This is a genomic window from Mariniluteicoccus flavus (assembly GCF_054776655.1).
Genome location: NZ_BAAHBN010000005.1, coordinates 94,304 through 116,953, shown reverse-complemented (window position 1 = coordinate 116,953; position 22,650 = coordinate 94,304). Strand labels below are relative to the sequence as shown.

The window sequence follows — 22,650 nt, the reverse complement described above, 5'->3', positions numbered from 1 at the left end:
GCGGGCTCCTCGTCTCGGCCGCGGGCGGCCTCGCTCGGAGAACGTGAGGGCTCCTCGTCTCGGCCGCAGGCGGCCTCGCTCGGAGAACGCGGCGCCGCGTACCAACCCTTTTTCCCAACCCCTTCCCATGCAACCGCTTGCATGCCATGGTGACTCGATCACGCACGCAATGACGCGTCCGAACGAAGAGGAGAAGCGCATGCAGGCACTGGACTGGATCGTGATCGCGCTGTATTTCCTGCTGATGGTCGGCATCGGCTGGTGGTCGAAGCGGCGCATCACCAACGCCTCCGACTTCTTCGTCGCCGACGGCAAGGTGCCGTGGTGGCTCGTCGGCATCTCCCACCACATGTCAGGCTATTCGGCCGCGGTCTTCGTCGGCTACGCCGCGCTGGCTTACAAGGTCGGGTTCGCCGTCTACGTCTGGTGGGCGCTGTCCATCACCGTGGCGTGCCTGATCGGCGCCTTCGTCTTCGCGCCCCGCTGGCCGCGGCTGCGGCAGCGCCTGGGCATCATCTCCCCGCTGGAATACCTTGCGGTCCGCTACAACGTCGCCACCGAACAGTTGCTCGCGTGGAGCGGCGTCCTCCTCAAGGTGTTCGACGTGGCGGCCAAATGGACCGCGTCGGCGATCCTGCTGCAGGTCTTCGCAGGTCTCCCCATGGTCTGGGGCATCCTCCTCGTCGGCGGCGTCACGATGTTCTATTCCACGATCGGCGGCATCTGGGCCGACGTCCTCACCGACTTCGGCCAGTTCGTCATCCAGCTGGTCGCCGCGGTCGCCCTGGCCATCGCCGTCATGGCGAGGCTCGACGGCCTGGCCACCCCCTTCACCATGTGGGACCAGCTGCCGCCGGGCCGGCTCGATCCGTTCGCGAGCACGCTGACGATGTGGTTCTTCCTCGCCTACGTGGTGATCGCGACGCTGTCCTACAACGGCGGCACGTGGAACCTCGCCATGCGCATGATCTCGACCAAGGACGGTACGCAGGCCAAGAAGTCCATCCTGCTGTCCGCTGCCCTCTACCTGGTGTGGCCGCTCGTCCTGTTCTTCCCGATGTGGGCGGCGCCGCTGATCCTGCCGAACCTCCCGAAGCCCGACCAGAGCTATGCACTGCTCACCACGACGCTCCTCCCGCAGGGACTGATCGGGCTGGTGCTGGCCGGCATGTTCTCCCACACCATGGCCATGACGTCGTCCGACTCTAACGCCATCGCGTCGGTCGTGGTGCGCGACATCATTCCCCGCTTCCGCAAGGACCGTAGCTTCCTGCCGGAGAAGCAGGAGCTGTTCTTCAGCCGCCTGATCACCTTCCTGTTCATCACGTTCTCGATGGTGATCGCGCTGTCGTCCGAGTCGTTCGGAGGCGTCCTCGGGCTGCTCATCCTCTGGTTCGGCGCCCTCGTCGGACCGGTCGCCGTGCCGATGCTGTTGGGCCTGCTGCCGGCGTTCCGGAAGTCGGGATCCTCGGCCGCGATCATCTCGACGCTGTTCGGGCTGATCATGTTCGCGCTCAACCGGTGGGTGCTCGCCGGCTGGGTCAAGTCGCTGGGCAACGAGGCGCAGGCCTGGACCGTCGCCACGCCCGTCGTCGTCTCCATCATCGCGTTCGTCGTCATCGGCTGGATCCGCCCCGAGAACACCCCCGAGACCGACGAGCTGGTCGACTCGCTGTCGAAGGACGCCGGCCCGCGTTCGCCCGCAACGACGGAGGAGGCGAAGGCGTGACCACCCGCTGGGCCCGCCACCTCACCGAGGTCGTCCTGCCGTGGTGGGAGACCCACGGTGTCGACGACGAGCGGGGCGGCGTACGCACCGGTTTTGACAACGCCGGCGCGCTGCACAGCGCCGACCGGTTCACGTGGTCCCAGGGCCGGTGGGCCTGGCTGGCCGGTGAGCTGGCCGATGAGGCCGCGGCGGGGCGGCTGGCGCTGGACGAGGCCGTGTGGCGGGACCGCTGCGTACGGACGTGTGCGCGCCTCATGGCCGAGGCCGTCCGGGACGACGGGCGCACGCACTTCCGCGTCACCGAGTCCGGCGAACCCATACGCGACGCCGCGGGCAAGAGCGCCACCAGCGTCTTCGCCGACCTGTTCGCCGTCCTGGGGCTCGCGGCGGGCCTCCGCCACGTCTCCCCCGCCGACCCGCGGGCGGCGGCCTGGCGCGAGGAATCTGTCCGCATCCTCGAGACCGCCCGGACAGGCATCGCGGACCGGACGGCGCTGAGCGAGCCCTACCCCGTGCCGGAAGGATTTTCCGACCTGGCGGGCCCGATGTCCCTGCTCCACACCGCCGCCGAACTGCTGCGTGCCCCGCTCGGGGGCGCCGAGGCCCGCGTACGCGCCGTGCGGGATTGGGCGGCCAGCCAGCTCAGGGGCCAGGTCTTCTCCCGCGACGGCGACGACTGGTGGGAGATGCGCCCCGATGACGCCCGCGACGGCGACACCCTGGTCGCGCGTCACCGTACGCCGGGACACATGCTCGAACTGCTGTGGATGATCGACCGCGCGCAGGAGGCCGACCCCGGCTTCCGGCTCCTCCCCCGCGTACGCCTGCACGCCGTCGCCAGGCGCGCCATCGAGATCGGATGGGACGGCGCTGACGGGGGCGTGCTCCGCTACGTCGACCAGGACGGCGGACGGCCGGACGGACGCCCGGTGACCGACGACCGCTACCAGAAGCTGGTGAGCACCACCTGGGACACGAAGCTGTGGTGGGTCCATGCCGAGGCGATGTACGCGCTTGCCCGCTTTGGCAATCAGGACGACGCGGAGCTGGCGTCGTGGGCCGAGCGCGTGATCGACTACACCATGGCCGTGTTCCCTTCCGGGTCAGGCCAGGAGTGGATCCAGATCCGCGGGCGCGACGGGACGCCGCTGGACGAGGTCGTCGCGCTGCCCGTCAAGGACCCCTTCCACATCATCAGGGCGCTGGTCCTCCTGAATCGCGAACACCCACCCCGACAAGCTGAAGGTGACGATGACACTCCATGACCTTGCGCCGACGGTCCATCCCGACCCGGCCACGCTCGGACGCGTGACGGCGGCCCACGCCTCCGCGGTGATCCGCTCCGCGCTGCAGGAGCGCGGCCGCGCGCGCGTGATGCTCGCCGCGGCGCCCAGCCAGCAGCCGCTGCTCGAGGCGCTCTCGCGGCTGGACGTGGACTTCTCCGCCGTCGAGTTCTTCCACATGGACGACTATCTCGGGCTCCCCGCCGACGCGCCGCAGGGGTTCGGGAACTGGCTCCAGGAGCACTTCATCTCGAAGCTGCCGGCGAGTGGCGTCTTCCACCGCATCGACCCCGGCCTCGCGCCCGATGAGGCCGCCCGCGCGTACGCGGCCGCGATGGGCGACGAACCCTTCGACCTCACCCTGTGCGGCCTCGGCGTCAACGCCCACCTGGCCTTCAACGACCCGCCCGCGCGCTTCGACGACGAGCGGACCGCGCGCCCCGTCGAGCTCGAGATCACGTCGCGCCAGCAGCAGGTCGACGAGGGCCACTTCGCCTCGCTCGACGACGTTCCGGAGCGGGCGATCACGGTGACGATCCCGCGGCTGTTGAACACCGGACACGTGATCTGCAGCGTGCTGGGGACGGCGAAGCGGGCGGCCGTCCGCGAGACGCTGGCCCGGCCGCTGGACCCCGCGGTTCCCGGCACGGCCCTCAAGCTCCATCCCCACGTGGAGCTCCACATCGATCGGGAGGCCAGCGATGACTGACGAGCCGCGCGCGAACGACATCGGGCACCGCTATTTCGACGCCGTGACCGACCTGATGCGCACCGTCCTCGACACCCAGGGCAACGCCATCGAGCGGGCTGCGACGGTGATGGCCGACCAGATCGAGGCCGACCGGCTGGTCCACGTGTTCGGGCCCGGCGGACACTCGAACCTCGCCTCCCAGGAGGTGTTCTTCCGCGCCGGCGGCCTGATGCACGTGGCGGCGATCCTCGACGAGGGCACCCTGCTGTCGAACGGCGCCCTGCGGTCCATGGCGATCGAACGCACCCCCGGCTACGGGCGGGTCGTCATCGACGACCAGGGTCTCGGCGGCGACGACCTGCTCGTGCTCGTCAACGCGTACGGCATCAACGCCGCCCTCATCGACGCCGCCCTGCGCGCCCGCGAACTCGGCGTACGCACCATCGGGGTCTCCTCCCGCCGGCACGCCGACCAGACCGCGCCCGACCATCCGGCGCGCCATCCGTCCCGACAGAACCTTCATGATGTCGTCGATCTGCACGTCGACACCCACGTCCCGATCGGAGACGCTCTGATCGAGGTGCCGGGCGCCGATGAGCGGTCGGGCGCCAGTTCCACGTTCGCCAACGCGTTCGCCATGAACTGGTTGATGCTGGCGACCCTCGAAGAACTGGGCCGGCGCGAGGTCGAGGTCCCGATGTGGCGCAGCGGCAACGCCCCGGGCGGCGACGAGGCGAACGCGCGGTTCATCTCGCGGTTCCGGGGGCGTGTGCGGTGCCTGTGATCACCGGGCGCTGCCCCTTCACCGCGGCCGCCCTCGAGGTCACCTGCGACGACGAGCGCATCGTCGCGATCCGCCGGGTCGACACCGCCGATCGCCAACTCCCGTGGGTGTTGCCGGGCCTGATCGACCTGCAGGTGAACGGGTACGCCGGGCACGACGTCAACGGGCCGACGGCCTCCGCCTCGGCCGTCGTGGAGATCACCGACGTCCTTGCGAAGGCCGGGGTCACGACGTGGGTGCCGACGGTGATCACCGCGTCCGAGGCCGCCATCACCCACTCCCTCGAGGCCGTGCGTGACGCCCGACGCGACCCTGCGGTCGCACGGGCCATCCCCTTCGTCCACGTGGAGGGTCCGTTCCTGTCGGCCGAGGACGGCCCCCGCGGCGCCCACGACGCGACCGAGATCCGACCCATCGACGCCGTCGAGGTCGCGCGGTGGCAGCGCGTCACCCCCGTGGGCTATGTGACCGTGTCGCCGCACGAGGAGGGCGCCGTGTCCGAGATCGCGCGGATCGTCGCCTCCGGCACGCGCGTCGCCATCGGCCACACCCACGCGTCGCCCCGCCAGATCGTCGAGGCCGTGGACGCCGGGGCGAGCCTGTCGACCCATCTGGGCAACGGCATCCACCCCGAGCTTCCCCGCCACCCCAACGCGATCTGGACCCAGCTCGCCGACGACCGGCTGACCGCGGGGTTCATCGGCGACGGCCACCACCTGTCGGCCGAGGTCCTCACCGCGATGGTCCGGGCGAAGGGCACCGCTCGCTCCTTCCTGGTCTCCGACTCGGCCGCCCTGGCCGGGTCGGCTCCCGGCATTCACGAGACCCCGGTCGGGGGTCGGGTCGAACTGACCGCCGACGGCCGGCTCTGCCTGCCCGGCACGACGATGCTCGCCGGTTCGGGGGTGAACCTGGCGCAGGTCGTTCGGTTCGTGCTCACCCAGACCCCGCTCGGCGTACGCGACGTCGCGGAGCTGGCCTGCGTCACGCCGGCTCGTGTGTTGGGGCGCAGCCACGCGTACGTGCAGGTGGGCGCCCCCAGCGACCTGGTCCTGCTGGACGACGCCGGCAAGGTCACGACGGTGGTACGCGGGGGACGCGAACTGTGAGCCCGCGTGTGCTCGTGGGCGCGTCCGTCCTGACGGTGGAGGTCCCCACGGGTACGCCGATGTCCGGGTTCGCTGCACGACTGTCCCCCTCGACCGGGGTGCACGACGCCACGAGCGTCCGCGCGCTGGTGATCGACGAGTGCGCGTTGGTCGCCGTCGACGTGTGCGCGCTGCACGAGGAGACCTGCGCGCAGATCGAGAGCCAGAGCCGATTGACCACGGTCGTCGTGACCGCGACGCACACCCACGCGGGCCCCTGCGTGGGCCGCGGCCGCGTCGGTACGCACTCCCCCGACGTCCACGACGCGGTGGTGGCCGCGGCGCTGGAGGCGCTCGACCGGGCGTACGCGAGCCGGCGACCGGCGCGGGCAAGGTGGGCGTCGGCACGCGGAGCGGGCGTCGCTCGGGACCGGCGCCACCTGGACCGGGCCATCGACCCGCCCGTGCAGGCCCTCGTCTTCACTACCGACGAAGGGGCCCAGATCGCTGCTGTGGTGAGCTATCCGTGCCACCCGGTCGTCCTCGACGCGACGAACACGCGCATCAGCGCGGACTACGTGCACTTCCTGCGGGCCGAGTTGGAGGAGCGCTGGGCCGCGCCCGTGGTCTTCCTCACCGGTGCCGCGGGCGACGTCAACACCGGGCACACGGCCGAGGCGTCGTTCGCCGGAGAGCGGGGGGCGGAGCGTACGTTCGAGGCGGCACTACGGTGCGGGCAGGCGCTGGCGACGGCGGTCGCCGCGAATCCCTTCCAGGCAGTGGATCTGTCGACCGGGGTTTCGGTGACCAGCGAGCCGGTCGCACTCGCGTACGCCGAATTGACGCAGGAGCAGGTTTTCCGAGACGCGGCGGAGTGGAGGCACCAGCGCACCAACGCCCCCGAGGCGACGCGGATGTTGCTCGACCTCTGGCTGGAGTGGGCGCGTGCGTGGAGCCCCGTCGACGCACACGCGCGCTGGCGAGGGCGGGTCACGCGGATGCGCGTGGGCGCGTACGAGCTGCTTTTCCTTCCTGGGGAGCCTTTCCTCGGCGTGGCCGAGGCGCTTCGAGGGTCTCGGGACGACGTGCTGGTGGCGGGGTACGCCGACGGCGTTCCGGGGTATTTCCCGATGGCGGAGGACTACGCCGACGGAGGATATGAGGTGCGGGACGCGCACCGCTACTACGGAATGCCGGCGCCGTTCGCCTCCGGCTCGGCCGAAGCTCTCGTTGCTGCGGCGCGCCGACTGTTGGATCGCTGATGCCGGGTCGCGCCACGATCTATGAGGTCGCCCGAGAGGCCGGCGTCTCGGCGTCGACGGTGTCGCGGGCGTTCAACGCGCCGCATCTCCTTCTGGCAAAGACGGTCCAGAGGGTGCACGAGGTGGCCGAACGGCTGGGCTATGTGCCGAATCGTCATGCGCAGGCGCTGACCACGGGACGGACCGGCATCCTCGGGCTCGTCGTTCCCGACCTCGTCAACCCGTTCTTCCCGCCGCTCATCCGGGCGGCGCAGCGGGCGGCCGAGGCGTACGGGCTGAACGTCATGGTGGTGGAGACCAATTCCGACGCCGCGCGGGAACGTCGCCACGTGGCCTCGTTGTTGCCCCACTGCGAGGGCCTGGTGATGGCGTCGCCCAGGCTGCCGTCTCCCGAACTGCAGCAGGTCGCAGGGCTGACGCGTCTGGTCCTGATCAACAACGACACCGACGAGGTCGCGCGCGTGCTCCTGTCGACGTCGCGAGCGGTGCGGGAGGGCGTGGCCCATTTCGCGGCGCAGGGTGCGAAGCGCTTCACGTATGTCGGCGGCCCGCACCGGTCGTGGTCACAGCACGAACGCCGCGGAGCGGTGGAGGAGCAGACGCGCAGTCTGGGTCTCGAGGTCGACTTCCTGCAGGTGGAGGCGGGCACGTACGCGCAGGCGAGGTCGACGATGGCGGAGCGTGCCCCCGCCAGCGACGCCATCATCGCGTTCGACGACATCATCGCCTGCGGCGTGCTGGATGGTCTGGGCGATGCGGGGCGCGACGTCCCGCGGGACGTGCGACTGCTGGGATGTGACGACGCGCTCCCGGTGAGTACGCGGCCGAGGATCTCCACGATCCACCTGCCCACGGCGATCGCGGTGCAGGAGGCGGTGGGGATGCTGGCCGAGTCGGAGGGATCGACGGTGGTGGACCAGCGGGTCGTGCATGAGGGTGAGTTGCGGATGAGGGAGACGTGAGGGTGTCGGCGGCGAGACCGTAACGCCGGCCGGAGGACCTGTGCGGGGATGCAGTTTCCTCGCCTCAACCCATACAGCCGAGGAATGCGTACGTGGCGCTCCTAACCCGAGCTACCGCAGTTCCCCAGATCGAGGTCGATAGTCGCCCAACCGTCTGGACACCGGGTGCGACGACGGTCTTTGAGACGTGATTCCGCGCCAGCGACTCTCGCGAGGATGACGAGCAAGGGCATGTGAGAAGTGGCGTATACGACAGTATTGCTATTGTTCACGCCATGCGTATCGGACTGATCGCGATCGACGGCTGCTTCGGTTCGGCTGTCGCGTCGATCATCGACATCGTGCGGGTGGCCGACGGAGCCCGCAGCGATGTCGACCCGCGGATCGACCCGATCGAACTCGCCATCCTCGGACCGAAACGGCGAGTGACCACGACAACATCGATGACCCTGTCGGTGGACCACCCGCTGTCGGAGTCCGCAGAGTTCGACGTGGTCGTCGTCCCTGCGCTTGGAACCCTCACGGCCGCCGCTACCCACGACGCCCTCCAGAGCCGAGATGCTCGTTCGGTCATCGCCTCGCTCGGGCGCCTCGACGAGGCGACCACCCGGATCGCCGCGGCGTGCACCGGCGTGTTCGCCGTCGCCGAGACCGGACGGATGCATCATCGGCGGGCGACGACCAGCTGGTTCCTGGGGCCGGAGTTCCTGAAGCGCTATCCGACCGTCGCCCTCGATCTCGACACCATGGTCGTGGTCGACGGGAACCTCGTCACCGCCGGCGCCGCGTTCGCCCACATCGACCTCGCGCTCTCACTCGTGCGATCGATCAGCCCCGACCTGGCCCAACATGTCGCCAAGCTCCTCATCATCGACGAGCGTCCGTCGCAGGCGGCCTTCGTCGCCTACGAACATCTCCGGCACGAGGACCCGATCGTCGTCGAGTTCGAACGCTTCGTGCGCGCCCGCCTGGACGAACCGCTCAACGTCGCCTTCGTCGCGCAGTCGCTCGGCACCAGCCGGCGCACCCTCGAACGACGAGTCGGTGCGGCGCTCAACCTCACTCCGCTCGGGTTCGTCCAACGGCTTCGCACCGAACGAGCTCGGCACCTCTCAGCAACCACGGATCTCACCTCCGCCGAGATCGCGCTACGGGTCGGCTACGCGAACGCCGAGACTCTGCGCTCCCTCCTGCGCAGGGAGCGACGCCGTTCCTGACCTATCGCCATGCCTGTAGCCGGTGTCCTAGTGCTCGACTGGAACCACCTCTCAGCACGTCGCGTCGACGCTACTGCGTCGCCCCTGGACGACCCACTCGACACGCCCGCAGCACAGGCCATGTGACGTGCCCCGGCTTCCCGGACGGTCGGGGTCGGGTGGCTGTGATGTGTCGCTGCGTTCTCGTCGAGGGGGTCAGCAGACTCGATCAGGGTCGATTGGGATGAGACGCGAAGGCGCTCAGGTCAAGGCGGCCGAAGCCGGCCGGCGGGGTAGCGTCGGTCACGTCGCTACACCCTCATCTGGGAAGAGCCGCGAAACCTCGCCGGAAGTTGCCATTCCGACGCGCTTGGCGTCGTGCGTGCCGAACCGGGCCGCCACCGAAGGTGACGACCCGGCGTACGAGGCTTCGACTCGCTTCGCTCGCTCAGCCAGCGTCCACAACCACCAGTCCGTCCCGGTCCTCGTCCAGGTCGAACTTCACCGTGTCGCCGTCCGTGACCTCGCCCGCAAGCACCTTGCGGGCAAGGAGATCCTCCATCGTCGACTGCACCAGCCGGCGCAGCGGGCGCGCGCCATAGACCGGGTCGAAGCCCGTCATGGCCAGCCACTCCTTGCCTGCGTCGGTGACCTCGATGCGGATGCGGCGGTCGGCCAGGCGCGCGTTGAGGCGGTCCAGCGTGATGTCGACGATCCTCGTGAGGTCCTCGACGCCGAGCGGGTCGAACAGCACGACCTCGTCGAGGCGGTTGAGGAACTCGGGTTTGAAGGCCTTGCGTACGACCTCCATCACCGCGTCCTTCTTGGTCTTCGCGTCGAGCTTCTGGTCGGCCAGGAACTGCGAGCCGAGGTTCGACGTAAGGATCATGATGGTGTTGCGGAAGTCGACCGTGCGGCCCTGGCCGTCGGTGAGACGGCCGTCGTCGAGTACCTGCAGGAGGATGTCGAAGACCTCGGGATGGGCCTTCTCGACCTCGTCGAGGAGCACGACGGAGTAGGGGCGGCGGCGTACGGCTTCGGTCAGCTGGCCGCCGGCCTCATAGCCGACATAGCCGGGGGGCGCGCCAACCAGGCGCGACACCGAGTGCTTCTCGCCATATTCCGACATGTCGATGCGGATCATCGCCGACTCGTCGTCGAACAGGAACTCCGCGAGCGACTTCGCCAGCTCGGTCTTGCCCACGCCCGTCGGGCCGAGGAACAGGAACGAGCCCGTCGGGCGGTTGGGGTCGGAGATGCCGGCGCGCGACCTGCGTACGGCGTCGGAAACCGCTTCCACAGCAGACTTCTGGCCGATCAGGCGCTTGCCGAGCCCGGCCTCCATCTCGAGCAGCTTCTCCGACTCGCCCTGGAGCATGCGGCCGACGGGTACGCCCGTCCACGCCGACACGACGTCGGCGATGTCGTTGGCCGTGACCTCCTCCGACACCATCGGCTTGATGTCGTCCTCGGCCGCGTCCGCGGCCTGCAGCTGGGCCTCCAGCGCGGGGATCTGGCCATAGAGCAGCTCGGACGCGCGCGTAAGGTCGCCCTCGCGCTGGGCGCGCTCGGCCTCCGACCGCAGCTCGTCGATCTGCTGCTTCAGCTCGCCGACCTTGTTGAGGCCGGTCTTCTCGGCCTCCCAGCGGGCCTCGAGCCCACGCAGCTCCTCCTTGGCGTTCTCGAGGTCCTCGTCGAGGCGCGCCAGGCGCTCGCGCGACGCGGGATCGTCCTCCTTGGCGAGGGCGAGCTGCTGCATCGTCATGCGGTCGACGTCGCGACGCAGCTGGTCGATCTCCTCGGGCGACGAGTCGATCTCCATGCGCAGGCGCGATGCAGACTCGTCGACGAGGTCGATCGCCTTGTCGGGCAGCTGGCGCGACGTGATGTAGCGGTTCGACAGCGTCGCCGCCGCCACCAGCGCGCCGTCGGTGATGGCCACCTTGTGGTGGGCCTCATAGCGCTCGCGCAGGCCGCGCAGGATCGCGATCGTGTCCTCGACGCTGGGCTCGCCGACATAGACCTGCTGGAAGCGGCGCTCGAACGCGGGGTCCTTCTCGATGTTCTCGCGATATTCGTCGAGGGTCGTCGCGCCGATCATGCGCAGCTCGCCGCGCGCCAGCATCGGCTTCAACATGTTGCCGGCGTCCATTGAGCCCTCGGCCTTGCCCGCGCCGATGACGGTGTGGAGCTCGTCGATGAAGGTGATGACCTGGCCCTCGGCCTCCTTGATGGCCGTCAGCACGGCCTTCAGGCGCTCCTCGAACTCGCCGCGATATTTCGCGCCGGCGATCATGGCGCCCAGGTCGAGGGAGACGAGGCGGCGGCCCTTGAGCGAGTCGGGCACGTCGCCCGCGATGATGCGCTGGGCGAGTCCCTCGACGACGGCGGTCTTGCCGACACCGGGTTCGCCGATGAGCACGGGGTTGTTCTTCGTACGCCGGCTCAGGACCTGCACGACGCGCCGGATCTCGACGTCGCGGCCGATGACCGGGTCGAGCTTGCCGGAGCGGGCGACCTCGGTGAGGTCGACCGAATATTGATCCAGCACCGAGTTGGAGCCCTCCTCCTCGGCGGAGGTGATGCGCTTGTCGCCGCGGGCGTCGTTGAACGCCTTGGCGAGGTTGGAGTCGGTGACGCCGAGCTGGGTGAGGATCTGCTGGGCGTCCGACTTTACCTTCGCGAGCGCGATGAGCAAGTGTTCGGTGGAGACGAACTTGTCACCCAGGCGCTGGGCCTGGGTCTCGGCCTCGGCGTGTACGCGGGCCAGCGGCCCGGACATCGTGGGGTTGGCGACGGAGCTGCCGGAGGTGGAGGGGAGCTTCTTGATGGCGCCCTGGGCGGCGGCGTCGACGACCTTGGGGTCGGCGCCGACCTTCTCGAGCAGCGGGGCGCAGGTGTTGCCGGGGATGGCGAGCAGGGCGGCGAGCAGGTGAACCGGCTCGGCCTGGGGGTTGCCCTCGGTGAGGGCCATGCGTACGGCAGCCGAGACGGCGTCCCGGCTCATCGTGGTGAGCTTGCTGGTGTCCATGAGACCTCTCTCGACGGAACGGACTGATCTGGTGATCGGAAAGTTGCGTGGCTCAGGGTTGAGCCTGACAGGCTCAACTATCCTCCCTTTAGGCGGGGTCCGCAAGCAGAGTTGAGCGTGGTGGGCTCAAGTCAGGGAGAAGTCAGGGTCGGGCGTCGGAACCGCGCGTACGGACCCATGTGAACTGTAGGTTCTCCGTGTCTCGGTCTCTTGTCACGGGCCCGTCATTTTCTCGGTTTCTTGTCACACACAGACCGCCGCACGGAGCATGCTTGGCGCATGGGGTGGGCCCAACGGCGGGCCGTAGAGTGCACCTTCCTCGATGCCGAGGACAGCAGACCACACCGCGCCCTTGGCACAGGTGGATCCCGCCAAGGTCCTCCACGGTCGCCCAGTGCGCGTATTCCCGTCGCATGCAGCATTCCGCCACTACCCCGGCTGGTGGTGGTCCTCGACGAGGATCGACTTGGTCGGCTACGAGAGCCTGCTCGAGCGTGACCGTCTCATGGTCGCCGATCAGGATCCCAACGTGTGTGGCATCGCGAGCCAGCCGTTCTGGCTGCAAGGGACGCTGGACGACGGGACACCAGTGCGCCACGTGCCGGACTACCTCCTTGCCCACCAGAAGCCCTCAACGACTTCTTCCGACTGGACGAACCCACCGCGTGGGCTCCCAAGACCAACTGTCGGACGCGGTCGATAGCGTGCAGCCACGACGATGAAGGAGGCTCGTGATGGCAAGGGGACGCGGGTTCGTGAACTTTCAGACCACCGAGTGCGATCGGTGCCGAGAACGACGCCAAGTGGCCCACAACTGCCCATCCTGCGGGGCACGCCCCAGGCGCCACGAAGTGGACTACGCAGTCCAAGCCCGACAGCGTCGCATCGAACTTGCACGGGCATGCGCACCGGTACCCGGTCAGGTCGCGGCGCTCAATGTCGACTCCCTCATCACCGACCTCGGCACCGGGACGATGGCCATACTCACGGCCCTCTCCAAGGTCCTCGACAAGCACACCTCGATCGAACGTTTCCACCAAGCCCTTGAGGAGTTCCACACTCTCCAAGCACGATCCCACCTGCCGCTGCCGCGCCCCGACCGCAACCGGGGACGCGCGGCGGCAGCCATGCTGGACGCTGTCTCCCAGGCAGTTGAAACAACTCTCGACGCCGCCGCCTGCCCCGACATCGCCCAGGCCCAGATGCTGCAATCCCAGGCCCAGCGCCTTCTCGACGAGGCAGCCGCTCTCTGGAAGGCAATTGCGCCCGCAGAAGATGCCTGGGATCTGAACCGGCTTGGCCCCTCCGACACCAATGCAGGGGCAGTACCAACCAGTTTTCTGGCCAACATGCAACGCATCGACGCCCAGACACCTGCCGCACACGGCGCCCACTCCCGCGGCAGCGGACTCATTGCTGCCCTCAACTTCGCAGCGGCCGACGCCTTCCTCGACCGTCACCACTTCGACGCCCTCCTCGACGAATCCCTCCGCGTCCTCGACCGTCCCGACGTCGCCCAGATTGCCGAAGATCCCGAATGGGTGCACCAGCACCAGCTCGCCGCGACTCGCGCCGCAGGAGACACGACCAAGATGAACCGGACCTTGAACGATCCCGACACCACCGATGCGGAATTTCTGGACGCTCTCATGGATTTCGTGGACGATCTCCGAGAGGTCCGACTGCGCTACGTCTTGGCCGCGCTGCTCAAGGTGGGCGGCGTCAACGTTCCACCCGGCGGCCGGGGCAAGGGGGTGGGTGGCGCGGGCGACCTGATCCGGCAGGCCAACGACAGGTGGCCTGGGCTCGACCTGGACCGCACACTCAGCAGTGCGGGCCGCAACATCGCCGCGCACCGCGACTACCACCTCGACAACGACCACGTCGTGCTCACCAGCACGCTTGATCCTGATGCGATCCGCATACCCTTCGATGAGTTCATCGACGCTGTCCTGGCACAGCTCGAACTCGCCATGGCCCTCGAGACCGCCCTCGAGATGGCCCTCGCTCGCCACGACTGCCGCATCCCCAGCAGCCCAGACACCAACAAAGTCGTCCGCGAAGCGGCCCTCACCCTGGTCCTGGCCGTGGCTGGCCTCACCGAGCCCCAGTTCAGTTACGCCGAAGACCAGCTTCATATCTCAGCCGTGGGCACCAGCGCCACATTTCACCCGCTCGTGGCTGGCCTCACGAGCATCCTGCCTGACCACATCAACATCCTGAGCATCGACTGCAGCGACCATGCCGTCATGGCCGACATCACCGCCTTCCGCACCTATCAAGCGCGCGGAGAACTCGATGCCTACGAGGACGCCATGGCCACGATCACGACCTGCGCCGCCATCCGCATCGACGGAGTGGCGCCATACCCGGATCCCGACAGCGACTGGCCCACCTTCGTCTACTGGGTAGGCGCCACCGCTCGGCCCAACGGTCTTGGCGCCTTGGTCCGCGAAGTCAAGCGAGCCCGAGCCATCTGTGAACTGGCCGACAGCAAGGACGGCGTGGAAACGTGCCAACGTCTACTACAAGCGGCCAGATCTGGCGCCCTCGACCGACAAGAACTGCCTGCCGCTCTTCATCTGTGATCTGGACAGCCGATTGGCGCCCGCCGCGCTGCGCCGGCGCCTCCGTCATATTTGATCCGCTCCTTGCCCGCGAGTCTGCTCCTGAATACCGTCGGGGCATGGCTATTGATCGCGCCCTTGCCGCCCTGGCGGCGTGTGCTATTCGGAGTACTACTCGGTCGACGTGCTCCATCCAGCTCCCCTGATCATGCCGATCCCGGCCTCAGCTCCAGAAGCAGTGCAGAGAGGGATCGTGAGAGCTTCGAGAGCACTGTTTCCCGACCCTGGGCTCGCCGCTACGGCACTGCGCAGCACCGTAGAAGGGTTCCTCACGGCCCAAGGCATTGCCAACCGAAAGGCATCGGGTGGCTTCCGTAGCCTCAATGAGCGGTTATCCGAGTGGCGACAGAAAGGGCAAACCCATGACCAAGTGGGCAACCTCTTTGCAGCCATCCAGTGGCTCGGTAACGACGGGACCCACGAGGACGCCGATCTAACGGTGGCCGCCGTCGCGCAGGGTGCCGCTATTTTGGATGAGGCATTTCACCGTTGGTTCACCGGCCCGGACCTTGACGCGAAGGCAACCGCGATCATCAATGAACGCGGACCCGCCAAGACCACCTAGCTGTTGCGGGTCATGACGTTGGCGCCATAGACCAACTGTGCGGGGAGAATCCCGTGGTGGGTGATGCTCACGGGAGTGCCTGTGTCGCCCCCACGATGGTGGGGCACCACGGCGTCGTCCAGCAAAGGACTTGTCGCCGTGGAATGCGACACTTGGGCTGCGTCCGGGTTGTCGATGGCCAAGCCGCCGTGCAGGAGGAAATCGCTGAACCCTTGGAGGATGGCGGACGCATCCACGCTTCGGGTAGCCGGGTTGGATGGTGGGCTCCAGGACAGCGAGAACTTCAATGCGAGTGCGGCGGAGTAGTGCTGTCACGCCCCTCTGGCGCGGATCTCGACAAGATGGCGAAGAACCAGCGGGAGCGCGCGGCTCGCCGCTGCTGTAGTCAGGCGCCTGGACCCGTGACAAGACCCGCGGGAACCTACATGGATGAATCCCAAATCGGGATTCGTGGCGATATACTGGCTGCATGAGCACCCAGATCGCCGTGCGCCTGCCCGATGAGGTCGTCGCGTTCCTCGACCGCAGCGTCGCCGCAGGCTTGTCTCCGAGCCGGGCGGCGCTCGTGACGGCCGCCGTGGAACGCGAGATGCGCCGTCAGGCCGCGCTCCGGGATGCGGAGATCTTGCGGGCGGACGGGGCGCAGGACGACCTCGACGACCTCGTCGCCTGGACGGTCGGTCACGCCGTCATCGATGACTGACATGCGTGAGATCTGCCTCGCTCAGTTGGACAAGACCCGTCCCGTCCTTGTGCTCACTCGCGAGAGCGCGCGAGGCGCCATGAACAAAGTGACCGTCGCTCCCATCACGTCCACCGTCAAGAGCCTCGCAAGCGAGGTTCCGGTCGGACGGGCCAACGGCCTCGATCACGACAGCGTAGTCTCTCTCGACAACGTGCTGACGATCCCCGTGGCGGCGCTGGGGAGGACGATCGGCTTCCTGCACCCCGCTCAGGAGCGGGCGTTGGCCCGGGCGGTCGTGCTGGCGTACGACCTGGATGTGCCGCTGATGGACTGAGCCGGGCCAGGGGGGCTCAATGGCCCAGGGCGTCGGAGGCCTTTCGATCGATGGCCATGCGAGCAAGCGTACGGGATTCGGGTTCCCGCCGGAACGCCTCACTGCTGCAGGATGGTGGCGATCCCGTCCTGATGGCTCGTGGGTTCGAAGTCGGGGAACCGCGTACTGAACTTCGACGTGTCGAAGATGTTGTCGCCGCGACAGCGGGGTAGGAGCTCGCGTACCTCGTCCAGCGGTTTCGCGACCCGGCTGCCGATCGTGAAGGCGGCGTTCGGCAGGACGGTGTAGCGGATGCGGCGGCCGGCGACCTCCTCGGCGACGCCGATCATTTCCTTGTAGGTCAGGCGATGCGGGTCGATGGGCAAGTGCCAGGTCTGGCCGACGGCGTCCGGGGTGTTGCCGATCAGCGCCATCGCGCGGCTCGCGTCCGGCGTCCAGATCAGCGATCGTTTCGTGGTGGCGCTGAGCGGGACGAAGGGGCGCTTGCCGGCCCTGATGCGGTCGAAGACGAGGGTGTTCGTCAGGCTCTGGGTCTTGCCGGGCCATAGAACTCCGGCGCGCGGCAGATCGCGGCCTCGACCTCACCGTTGGCCATCGCGTCCAGGAGCATCGTGGCGAGCTGAGCGCGTACGCGGCCCTTGCGCCCGAAGGGGGCGAAGGGGGCGGCCTCGGTCTGCGGGGTGGATGTGCCGGCATACATGTAGGTGTTGTCGAAGAACAGGAGTTTCGTGCCGTGCTTGGCGCAGGCGTCGATGACGTTGCGCATCATCGCGGGGAATTGCCGCTCCCACAGGGATGAGTCCATGGGGAGGCCGACCGTGAGGTAGGCGATCTCGCTGCCCTCGACGGCGCGATCGGTGGCCGCGGCGTCGGTGAGGTCGGCGCTCAGGACGGTGTCGGAGTCGTGGACCTTGCGGGGGTTGCGGCTGACGAGGCGGATGTCGTCGGTGAAGGTGCGGCGGAGCTCGCGAGTGAGCTCTTCGGCGATCTGGCCGTTGGCGCCGAGGACGGTCTGCATGGGTTCAACTCCCCCTGGTGATGGAGGCGGGCGTGGGCTTGAGTGGGTGCTCGTGCTCCGACTCCGCGCCGAGGTCTCCGTCGGCGTGGTCGGCGTGGGACGGCGCCTGGGTGAGCAGCGCCTGAACGTGGGCGTTGGCCGCCGTGTAGTAGATGAACGTGCCCTCGCGGCGAGCGTGGACGAGACCGGCGAGCCGCAGCTTCGCGAGGTGCTGGCTGACCGACGTGGCACTCACCCCGGCGAGCTCGGCCAGACAGTTCACCGACGACTCGCCCTGCAGGAGGGCCCAGAGAAGCTTGACGCGGGTGGGATCGGCCAACATGCGGAAGGTCTCAGCCGCCAGCCGGGCCTGGTCGTCGGCCGGCATCGTCAGATCGGGCTGCGCCGCGTGCATGGGTGCGAGCCTAACGAGGTTGCTGTCTTTCACACGTGCGCAGAGAGCGTCCACATCGACCGTGGCAGATCGTCGGGTGACTACGACCGACGATCGTCATGTCTGCCGACGCCCAGCTCGACGCACATGGCGATCGTTGTGGGTGGACAACGGGTGATCATCACCACGGCAATCAGCCCCGGGCCGAGTCCACCTCCGTCGGCATTCGTGTCGGCAGGTCACGGAGCGTGCGCAGCGGTGAGACGAAGTGACTGGCGGCGGACAACAGGTGCACGAGGGCCATGACGAGGATCGCGGTCCGGACCGAAAGGGTGCTGCCCAACCAACCCGCCGCCAGCGCACCGACCGGCATCAGCCCGAAGTTGACCACAGACGTCGCGCCAATGGTCCGCCCGAGCAGTTCGGGTGGTGTGTAGCGCTGGCGCCAGGCGGTGCGGATCGTGTTCGCACCGACGACCCCCACGCCGACCAGGAGCGGCCCGACGGCGACGGGCCAGGCCCCCCACTCCGGTGTCGCGAACGCCACCAGCAGGGCCGCCGGTCCGGTGGGGACGAGAAGCAGGATCACGGCTCTGGCCGTGCCGACCCGCCGGGCGACATGCGGCGCAAGGACGGCTCCGATCACGCCGCCGGCGCTGCCGATCGCCATGAGCTGGCCGATGGCGACCGGACCAAGGTTCAGCTCGCGCACCATGAAGAGGACGAGGAGGCTCTGATAGCCGGTGAGCCCGAGATTCGAGAGACCACCGACGAGGGCGAAGAACCGCATGAAGGGATCGCGAACGGTCACAGAGACGCCCTCGCGGATCTCGACGGGGATCGCCCGTACGGATGGGCGCTGGGCCGACGACGGCTTCTCCGCCGGGTCTTCGTCACGCCTCGGACCGTCCCGCCGGATGCGCCACAGGCACACGGCGCTCACCAAGAAGCTCAGCGCATCGACGACAACCGCGCCGACCGCGCCGACGAACCCCACGAGCACGCCTCCGAGGCCGGGCCCGGCGACGTGCATCGCTGACTCCGTCCCGACCAGGCGGCCGTTGGCCGCGTCGAGCTGATCATCCGCGACGACCTGAGGGATGAGGCCCGCGTACGCGGTTCTGAAGAAGACCGTGCACGTGCCGGCGACGAGGGCGACGACCAGGAGCTGGATCAGGCTCAGTGAGCCGAATGCCGCCGCAACGGGGACGGAGGCGAAGGCGGCTGCCGCGACCAGATCGGCGGCGATCATGACGCGGCGATTGTCGAGACGGTCGACGAGGGCCCCGGCAATGAGGCCGAACACCAGCCACGGGGCCCAGGTGGCGGCCGCGAGCAGACCCATCTCCCACGCGGTGGCGTGGAAGCGGTCGACGGCGAGGAGCGGCAGGACGACGGTGCTCGTCATGGAGCCGAGGACGGAGATGCCCTCGCCGAACCAGAGCAGGCGGAAGTTGCGGTGGTGACCGAGCGAGCGGACCGCGGCGGGGGCGGTGGTCACGGCTGGCTCGGGAATCCGCGGGCGAAGACGAGCACGGGCTCGCGCTCGACACCGTCGTCGGGGATCTCGCGTTCGCCCCACCGCGCGAGGACGCCCACGATCTCCTCGGCGACCTCGCGCAGTTCGTCCGGCGAGACCCGCAGCCAGTTCTGGGTGGCGAAGGCGGCCTCGTCCCACTCGGGAATGGAGTCGGCATTGCTCATCCACGCCTGCACGCGCTCGATCTGGCGGCGCAGCGCCAGCGCCTCGGCCTCGTGCGCTGCGGCGATCGCCGCGCTGTCGTCGCCCATCTCGGCGCGAGACCATCGGGTGCCGCGGGTGACGAGTCGCCACCAACGCTCGCGGCGATCCTTCGCCAGCTCGGGTGATTCCTCGACGAGGCCGGCGGCGGCGAGCACCTTGAGGTGGTGGCTGGCACTGCCGACCGCCTGACCCGTGCGCGCGGCCAGCATGGACGCCGTGGAGGGTCCGTCGACCTTGAGGGCGTCCATCATGCGCGCACGAAAGGGATTGGCGAGCGCCGAGAGCGCCTTGGCCTCGGTGAGGGTGCGGACGTCTGGGGTGTTGGGCATGATGCGACCGTACATCCACAAGAGTCATTGCACAAGGGTTCTTGTGGATGCCGTATCGGCCCCCACAGGATCGTCGGGTGACTACAACCGACGATCGTCACCTATCCCGTCGCCTGTCCCGGAGGACACGGCGATCGTTGTGGGCAGACAACGGGTGATCATCACCACCGCAATCAGCCCCGCGTCGCGTCGACGAACCAGCCCGTGATCGTGGCCGGGTGGGTGATCGCGGTGCCGACGCAGACGGCGTGCGCACCCGCCGCGAACGCGGCGGCCGCATGGGCCGGCGTGTGCACGCGGCCCTCCACCACGACCGGCAGGCCGAGGGCGACGACTTCGCCTACCAGCTCAAGGTCGGGGCCGTCGGTCTTGGTCCGCTCCCCCGTATATCCCGCCAGCGTCGTCCCCACCAGGTCCACCCCCGCGTCGACCGCGGCGCGCGCGTCGGCGAGCGACCCGCAGTCGGCCATCACGACCACGTCCGGGAACTCGCGGCGCAGGCCCGCGACGGTCTCGAAGAACGTGCGGCCGTCGGGTCGCGGGCGGCGCGTGGCGTCGAGTGCGACCACCTCGGCCCCCGTGCGGGCGACCGCGAGCGCGTGGTCCAGCGTGGGGGTGATGAACACGCCCTCGGCCCCGTCCTTCCACAGCCCCACCAGCGGCACGGCGACGCGTTCGTGAATCATCGCGCAGTCCTCGAGCCCCTGCGCGCGGATGGCGACCGCTCCCCCGCGTACGCACGATTCCGCCACCTGCGTCATCGTGCGCGGGTCGCGCATCGGCTCCCCGGGATAGGCCTGGCACGAGGCGATGATGCCTCCGCGCAGCGCCGCCACGACCTCGTCACGCCTGCCCATGGGGATCCTCGCCTTCGTCGTCGACCAGTTGCCAGGCTGCGTACGCAGCCCCCACCAGCGCGGCCTCCTGGCCCAGCATCGCCGGCACCACAGGGATTCCGGCCAGCACGTCGACCAGCTCGGCGCGGAGGGTCTGCTCCATCGGATCCCACCACCGCGGCCCCGCCGAGGGCAACCCGCCGCCGATGACGACGACGTCCGGATCGAGGACGGTGACCTGGCCGGCGATCGCGCGGCCCACGGCGCGGGCGGCGTCGTCGATGACCTGCTTGGCGACGCCGTCGCCGCGCTCGGCGCGGGCGAAGACGGCGCGGGCGTCGAGGTCGCCGTCTGTTCCGGTGAGGGCGGCATAGCGGCGGGCGATCATCGGGCCCGGCGCGATCGCGTCGAGGTGGCCCTCGCGGCCGCAGCCGCAGATCAGCCCCTCGGCCCCCGGGGTCGGGTGGTGGCCGATCTCGCCACCCACGTGGTGGGCGCCGCGGCGCGGCACACCATCGAGGACGATCGCGCCGCCGACGCCGGTGCCGACGGCGACGAGGAGTACGCAGGGCTTCCCCCGCCCCGCGCCGAGCCAGGCCTCGCCGGCGGCGTGGGCGTTGACATCGTTCTGGACGTGGATCTTCGGGATGCCTGTGCGGGCATGGATTCCGGCGGTGATGTCCGTGCCGGTCCAGCCGGGGAGGATGTCGGTGGCGGAGACGACGACGCCGCGGTGGTCGACGATGCCGGCGGTGCCGATGGCGAGGGCGAGGGGCGCGGTGTCACCACGTTGGCTGAGCGAGCGAAGCGAGTCGAAGCCGCTGGTGTCGCAGGCGCTCCTCGTCTCGCTGGCGCTCGCTCGGAGATCGTGAGGGGCGCTCCTCGTCTCGCTGGCGCTCGCTCGGAGATCGTGAGGGGCGCTCCTCGCCTCGCTGGCGCGCGGCTTCGACTCGCTGCGCTCGCTCTGCCAACGTGAAGAGAGAGCGTTCACCGCCTCCCCCACCGCGTCCAGGATCGCCTCCGGCCCTTCATGCGCCGGCGTCGGCACCGTCACCACGGCTCCGACCTCACCGGTGCGCGAGACCAGCGCGGCGCTGATCTTGGTGCCGCCGAGGTCGACGGCAATCACGCACTCGGTGGGATCCCCTGTGGCCACGGCGATTCAGGCCCTCGCGTACTGCTGGTCGACGATCGCCTGCACGCGCGCCAACGGGTCACCGTCGAGGGCGACGAGCGGGAACGGCATGCCGGCGTGGTCGATGTGGCCCAGCCGCTGCATGGCCGCCTTGAACGCCCCCACGCCCGCGGCGTCGCCCGAGCGGCCCGGCGCCTGGAACACGATGTCGAAGCCCGCGTTGAGGCGCTCCTGCTCGGCGACCGCAGCCGCCCAGTCACCCGCGCGCGCGGCGTCGAAGAGCCGCACATAGCCGTGGGGGTCGACGTTCGCATAGCCCGGCACGATGCCGTCGGCGCCCATCAGCAGCGCGGTGTCGCAGAGGATCTCGTGGCCCGTGAACAGCGTCAGCGGCGAGCCGGCGGCGCGGTTCATCGCGACGAGGCGGCGGAACGAGATGTCGTCGCCCGACGAGTCCTTCACCGCGACGATGACGCCCTCGGACCCCAACGTCATCAGGAGTTCCGGGGTCAGCTTGCCGGGCACGCGCACGGGCACGTCATAGGCCACCAGCGGCAGATCGATCGCCGCGTGGATCGCTCGGAAGTGGTCGGCGGTCTCGACGAGGTCGTTCATCGCATAGAACGGGCCGGTCGCCACGATCGCGTCGGCGCCGACGTCGGTCAGGCGGCGGGCCTGGTCGATCACCCGCGCCGAGGTGAGCTCGATCGCGCCCACGAGCACGGGCACGCGCCCGTTGGCCGCGGCCACGATGTCGGCGATCAGCTGGGCGCGCTGGCCGTCGGTCAGATAGGCCACCTGGCTGGTCGAACCGAGGGCGAACAGCCCGTGGCAGCCGGCCTCGACGAGCAGGTCGACGACCCGGCGTACGCCGTCGCGGTCGATCTCACCGGTCGGGGTGAAGGGGGTGACCACGGGGGGAATGATCCCTCCACGAGGAAAGGTCGTCACGGGTTTCTCCTTGCTTGGAAGGGTCTG

Annotated in this window: 21 protein-coding genes; 12 read left to right on the top strand and 9 right to left on the bottom strand. The window is 69.0% G+C overall.

The window, feature by feature from the left end:
- The first annotated feature begins 199 nt into the window (after positions 1-199).
- The 8 genes from ACYVAG_RS10190 (at position 200) to ACYVAG_RS10155 (ending at position 9,016) form a co-directional block, all read left to right on the top strand.
- A complete protein-coding gene (locus tag ACYVAG_RS10190) occupies positions 200-1,729 on the top strand; it encodes a sodium:solute symporter family protein (protein ID WP_460769375.1) in 1,530 nt (509 codons plus the stop codon).
- Complete coding sequence (locus tag ACYVAG_RS10185) at positions 1,726-2,994, top strand: AGE family epimerase/isomerase (protein ID WP_460769373.1); 1,269 nt, start codon at positions 1,726-1,728, stop codon at positions 2,992-2,994. The genes ACYVAG_RS10190 and ACYVAG_RS10185 overlap by 4 nt, the downstream gene beginning before the upstream one ends.
- Entirely contained in the window at positions 2,981-3,721 is a 741-nt protein-coding gene (locus ACYVAG_RS10180) for a 6-phosphogluconolactonase (RefSeq protein ID WP_460769371.1), read from the top strand. Before ACYVAG_RS10185 ends, ACYVAG_RS10180 begins: the two co-directional genes overlap by 14 nt.
- Complete coding sequence (locus tag ACYVAG_RS10175) at positions 3,714-4,487, top strand: sugar isomerase domain-containing protein (protein WP_460769369.1); 774 nt, start codon at positions 3,714-3,716, stop codon at positions 4,485-4,487. The genes ACYVAG_RS10180 and ACYVAG_RS10175 overlap by 8 nt, the downstream gene beginning before the upstream one ends.
- On the top strand, positions 4,478-5,596 hold the full coding sequence (locus tag ACYVAG_RS10170) for an N-acetylglucosamine-6-phosphate deacetylase (protein ID WP_460769368.1): 1,119 nt from the start codon (positions 4,478-4,480) through the stop codon (positions 5,594-5,596). Before ACYVAG_RS10175 ends, ACYVAG_RS10170 begins: the two co-directional genes overlap by 10 nt.
- A complete protein-coding gene (locus tag ACYVAG_RS10165) occupies positions 5,593-6,837 on the top strand; it encodes a neutral/alkaline non-lysosomal ceramidase N-terminal domain-containing protein (protein WP_460769367.1) in 1,245 nt (414 codons plus the stop codon). Before ACYVAG_RS10170 ends, ACYVAG_RS10165 begins: the two co-directional genes overlap by 4 nt.
- Positions 6,837-7,799: a LacI family DNA-binding transcriptional regulator gene (locus tag ACYVAG_RS10160; protein WP_460769365.1), complete on the top strand. Its 963-nt coding sequence runs from the start codon at positions 6,837-6,839 to the stop codon at positions 7,797-7,799. The genes ACYVAG_RS10165 and ACYVAG_RS10160 overlap by 1 nt, the downstream gene beginning before the upstream one ends.
- A 275-nt stretch (positions 7,800-8,074) precedes the next feature.
- Positions 8,075-9,016, top strand: a complete 942-nt coding sequence (locus ACYVAG_RS10155) for a GlxA family transcriptional regulator (protein ID WP_460769364.1) — start codon at positions 8,075-8,077, stop codon at positions 9,014-9,016.
- Between the two features lie 427 nt (positions 9,017-9,443).
- Here ACYVAG_RS10155 and clpB read toward each other — a convergent pair whose 3' ends face one another.
- Entirely contained in the window at positions 9,444-12,026 is a 2,583-nt protein-coding gene (gene clpB, locus ACYVAG_RS10150) for an ATP-dependent chaperone ClpB (RefSeq protein ID WP_460769362.1), read from the bottom strand.
- 851 nt (positions 12,027-12,877) lie between these two features.
- Here clpB and ACYVAG_RS10145 point away from each other — a divergent pair.
- From ACYVAG_RS10145 to ACYVAG_RS10130, 4 genes are all read left to right on the top strand, one after another.
- Positions 12,878-14,614 (top strand): hypothetical protein, encoded by a 1,737-nt coding sequence (locus ACYVAG_RS10145; protein WP_460769361.1) that lies wholly within the window; start codon positions 12,878-12,880, stop codon positions 14,612-14,614.
- Between the two features lie 133 nt (positions 14,615-14,747).
- On the top strand, positions 14,748-15,218 hold the full coding sequence (locus ACYVAG_RS10140; protein WP_460769359.1) for a DUF4145 domain-containing protein: 471 nt from the start codon (positions 14,748-14,750) through the stop codon (positions 15,216-15,218).
- A 469-nt stretch (positions 15,219-15,687) separates the two neighbouring features.
- Entirely contained in the window at positions 15,688-15,921 is a 234-nt protein-coding gene (locus ACYVAG_RS10135) for a YlcI/YnfO family protein (RefSeq protein WP_460769357.1), read from the top strand.
- Positions 15,914-16,237 (top strand): type II toxin-antitoxin system PemK/MazF family toxin, encoded by a 324-nt coding sequence (locus ACYVAG_RS10130; RefSeq protein ID WP_460769355.1) that lies wholly within the window; start codon positions 15,914-15,916, stop codon positions 16,235-16,237. Before ACYVAG_RS10135 ends, ACYVAG_RS10130 begins: the two co-directional genes overlap by 8 nt.
- Positions 16,238-16,335: 98 nt before the next feature.
- On the opposite strand, the gene ACYVAG_RS10125 is transcribed toward ACYVAG_RS10130, so the two are convergent.
- The 8 genes from ACYVAG_RS10125 to ACYVAG_RS10090 all read right to left on the bottom strand — a co-directional run bounded on the left by ACYVAG_RS10125 (position 16,336) and on the right by ACYVAG_RS10090 (position 22,623).
- Positions 16,336-16,650 carry a hypothetical protein gene (locus ACYVAG_RS10125; RefSeq protein WP_460769353.1) on the bottom strand — a complete coding sequence of 105 codons (315 nt, stop codon included), beginning with the start codon at positions 16,648-16,650 and terminating at the stop codon, positions 16,336-16,338.
- A gap of 107 nt (positions 16,651-16,757) precedes the next feature.
- The gene (locus tag ACYVAG_RS10120; protein ID WP_460769352.1) at positions 16,758-17,255 is read right to left on the bottom strand and encodes an NAD(P)H-binding protein; all 498 of its coding nucleotides are present in this window, start codon (positions 17,253-17,255) and stop codon (positions 16,758-16,760) included.
- Positions 17,256-17,259: 4 nt separating this feature from the next.
- The gene (locus ACYVAG_RS10115) at positions 17,260-17,649 is read right to left on the bottom strand and encodes an ArsR/SmtB family transcription factor (RefSeq protein WP_460769350.1); all 390 of its coding nucleotides are present in this window, start codon (positions 17,647-17,649) and stop codon (positions 17,260-17,262) included.
- Positions 17,650-17,821: 172 nt separating this feature from the next.
- On the bottom strand, positions 17,822-19,129 hold the full coding sequence (locus tag ACYVAG_RS10110; protein WP_460769348.1) for an MFS transporter: 1,308 nt from the start codon (positions 19,127-19,129) through the stop codon (positions 17,822-17,824).
- Positions 19,126-19,701, bottom strand: coding sequence for an ArsR/SmtB family transcription factor (locus tag ACYVAG_RS10105; RefSeq protein WP_460769346.1), 576 nt, complete (start codon positions 19,699-19,701; stop codon positions 19,126-19,128). Before ACYVAG_RS10105 ends, ACYVAG_RS10110 begins: the two co-directional genes overlap by 4 nt.
- A gap of 173 nt (positions 19,702-19,874) precedes the next feature.
- Positions 19,875-20,558, bottom strand: coding sequence for an N-acetylmannosamine-6-phosphate 2-epimerase (locus tag ACYVAG_RS10100; RefSeq protein ID WP_460769344.1), 684 nt, complete (start codon positions 20,556-20,558; stop codon positions 19,875-19,877).
- Positions 20,545-21,693: an ROK family protein gene (locus tag ACYVAG_RS10095; protein WP_460769342.1), complete on the bottom strand. Its 1,149-nt coding sequence runs from the start codon at positions 21,691-21,693 to the stop codon at positions 20,545-20,547. Before ACYVAG_RS10095 ends, ACYVAG_RS10100 begins: the two co-directional genes overlap by 14 nt.
- Positions 21,694-21,699: 6 nt before the next feature.
- The gene (locus tag ACYVAG_RS10090) at positions 21,700-22,623 is read right to left on the bottom strand and encodes a dihydrodipicolinate synthase family protein (RefSeq protein WP_460769340.1); all 924 of its coding nucleotides are present in this window, start codon (positions 22,621-22,623) and stop codon (positions 21,700-21,702) included.
- Positions 22,624-22,650 lie beyond the last annotated feature (27 nt).

Excerpts from the sequence above, each read along its gene's own strand:
- ACYVAG_RS10125 (WP_460769353.1), bottom strand. The coding sequence starts at position 16,650 with ATGGCGCTGATCGGCAACACCCCGGACGCCGTCGGCCAGACCTGGCAC.
- ACYVAG_RS10155 (WP_460769364.1), top strand. The coding sequence starts at position 8,075 with ATGCGTATCGGACTGATCGCGATCGACGGCTGCTTCGGTTCGGCTGTC.
- ACYVAG_RS10190 (WP_460769375.1), top strand. The coding sequence starts at position 200 with ATGCAGGCACTGGACTGGATCGTGATCGCGCTGTATTTCCTGCTGATG.
- clpB (WP_460769362.1), bottom strand. The coding sequence starts at position 12,026 with ATGGACACCAGCAAGCTCACCACGATGAGCCGGGACGCCGTCTCGGCT.
- ACYVAG_RS10160 (WP_460769365.1), top strand. The coding sequence starts at position 6,837 with ATGCCGGGTCGCGCCACGATCTATGAGGTCGCCCGAGAGGCCGGCGTC.
- ACYVAG_RS10130 (WP_460769355.1), top strand. The coding sequence starts at position 15,914 with ATGACTGACATGCGTGAGATCTGCCTCGCTCAGTTGGACAAGACCCGT.
- ACYVAG_RS10120 (WP_460769352.1), bottom strand. The coding sequence starts at position 17,255 with ATGCAGACCGTCCTCGGCGCCAACGGCCAGATCGCCGAAGAGCTCACT.
- ACYVAG_RS10175 (WP_460769369.1), top strand. The coding sequence starts at position 3,714 with ATGACTGACGAGCCGCGCGCGAACGACATCGGGCACCGCTATTTCGAC.
- ACYVAG_RS10135 (WP_460769357.1), top strand. The coding sequence starts at position 15,688 with ATGAGCACCCAGATCGCCGTGCGCCTGCCCGATGAGGTCGTCGCGTTC.
- ACYVAG_RS10180 (WP_460769371.1), top strand. The coding sequence starts at position 2,981 with ATGACACTCCATGACCTTGCGCCGACGGTCCATCCCGACCCGGCCACG.
- ACYVAG_RS10105 (WP_460769346.1), bottom strand. The coding sequence starts at position 19,701 with ATGCCCAACACCCCAGACGTCCGCACCCTCACCGAGGCCAAGGCGCTC.
- ACYVAG_RS10100 (WP_460769344.1), bottom strand. The coding sequence starts at position 20,558 with ATGGGCAGGCGTGACGAGGTCGTGGCGGCGCTGCGCGGAGGCATCATC.
- ACYVAG_RS10115 (WP_460769350.1), bottom strand. The coding sequence starts at position 17,649 with ATGCACGCGGCGCAGCCCGATCTGACGATGCCGGCCGACGACCAGGCC.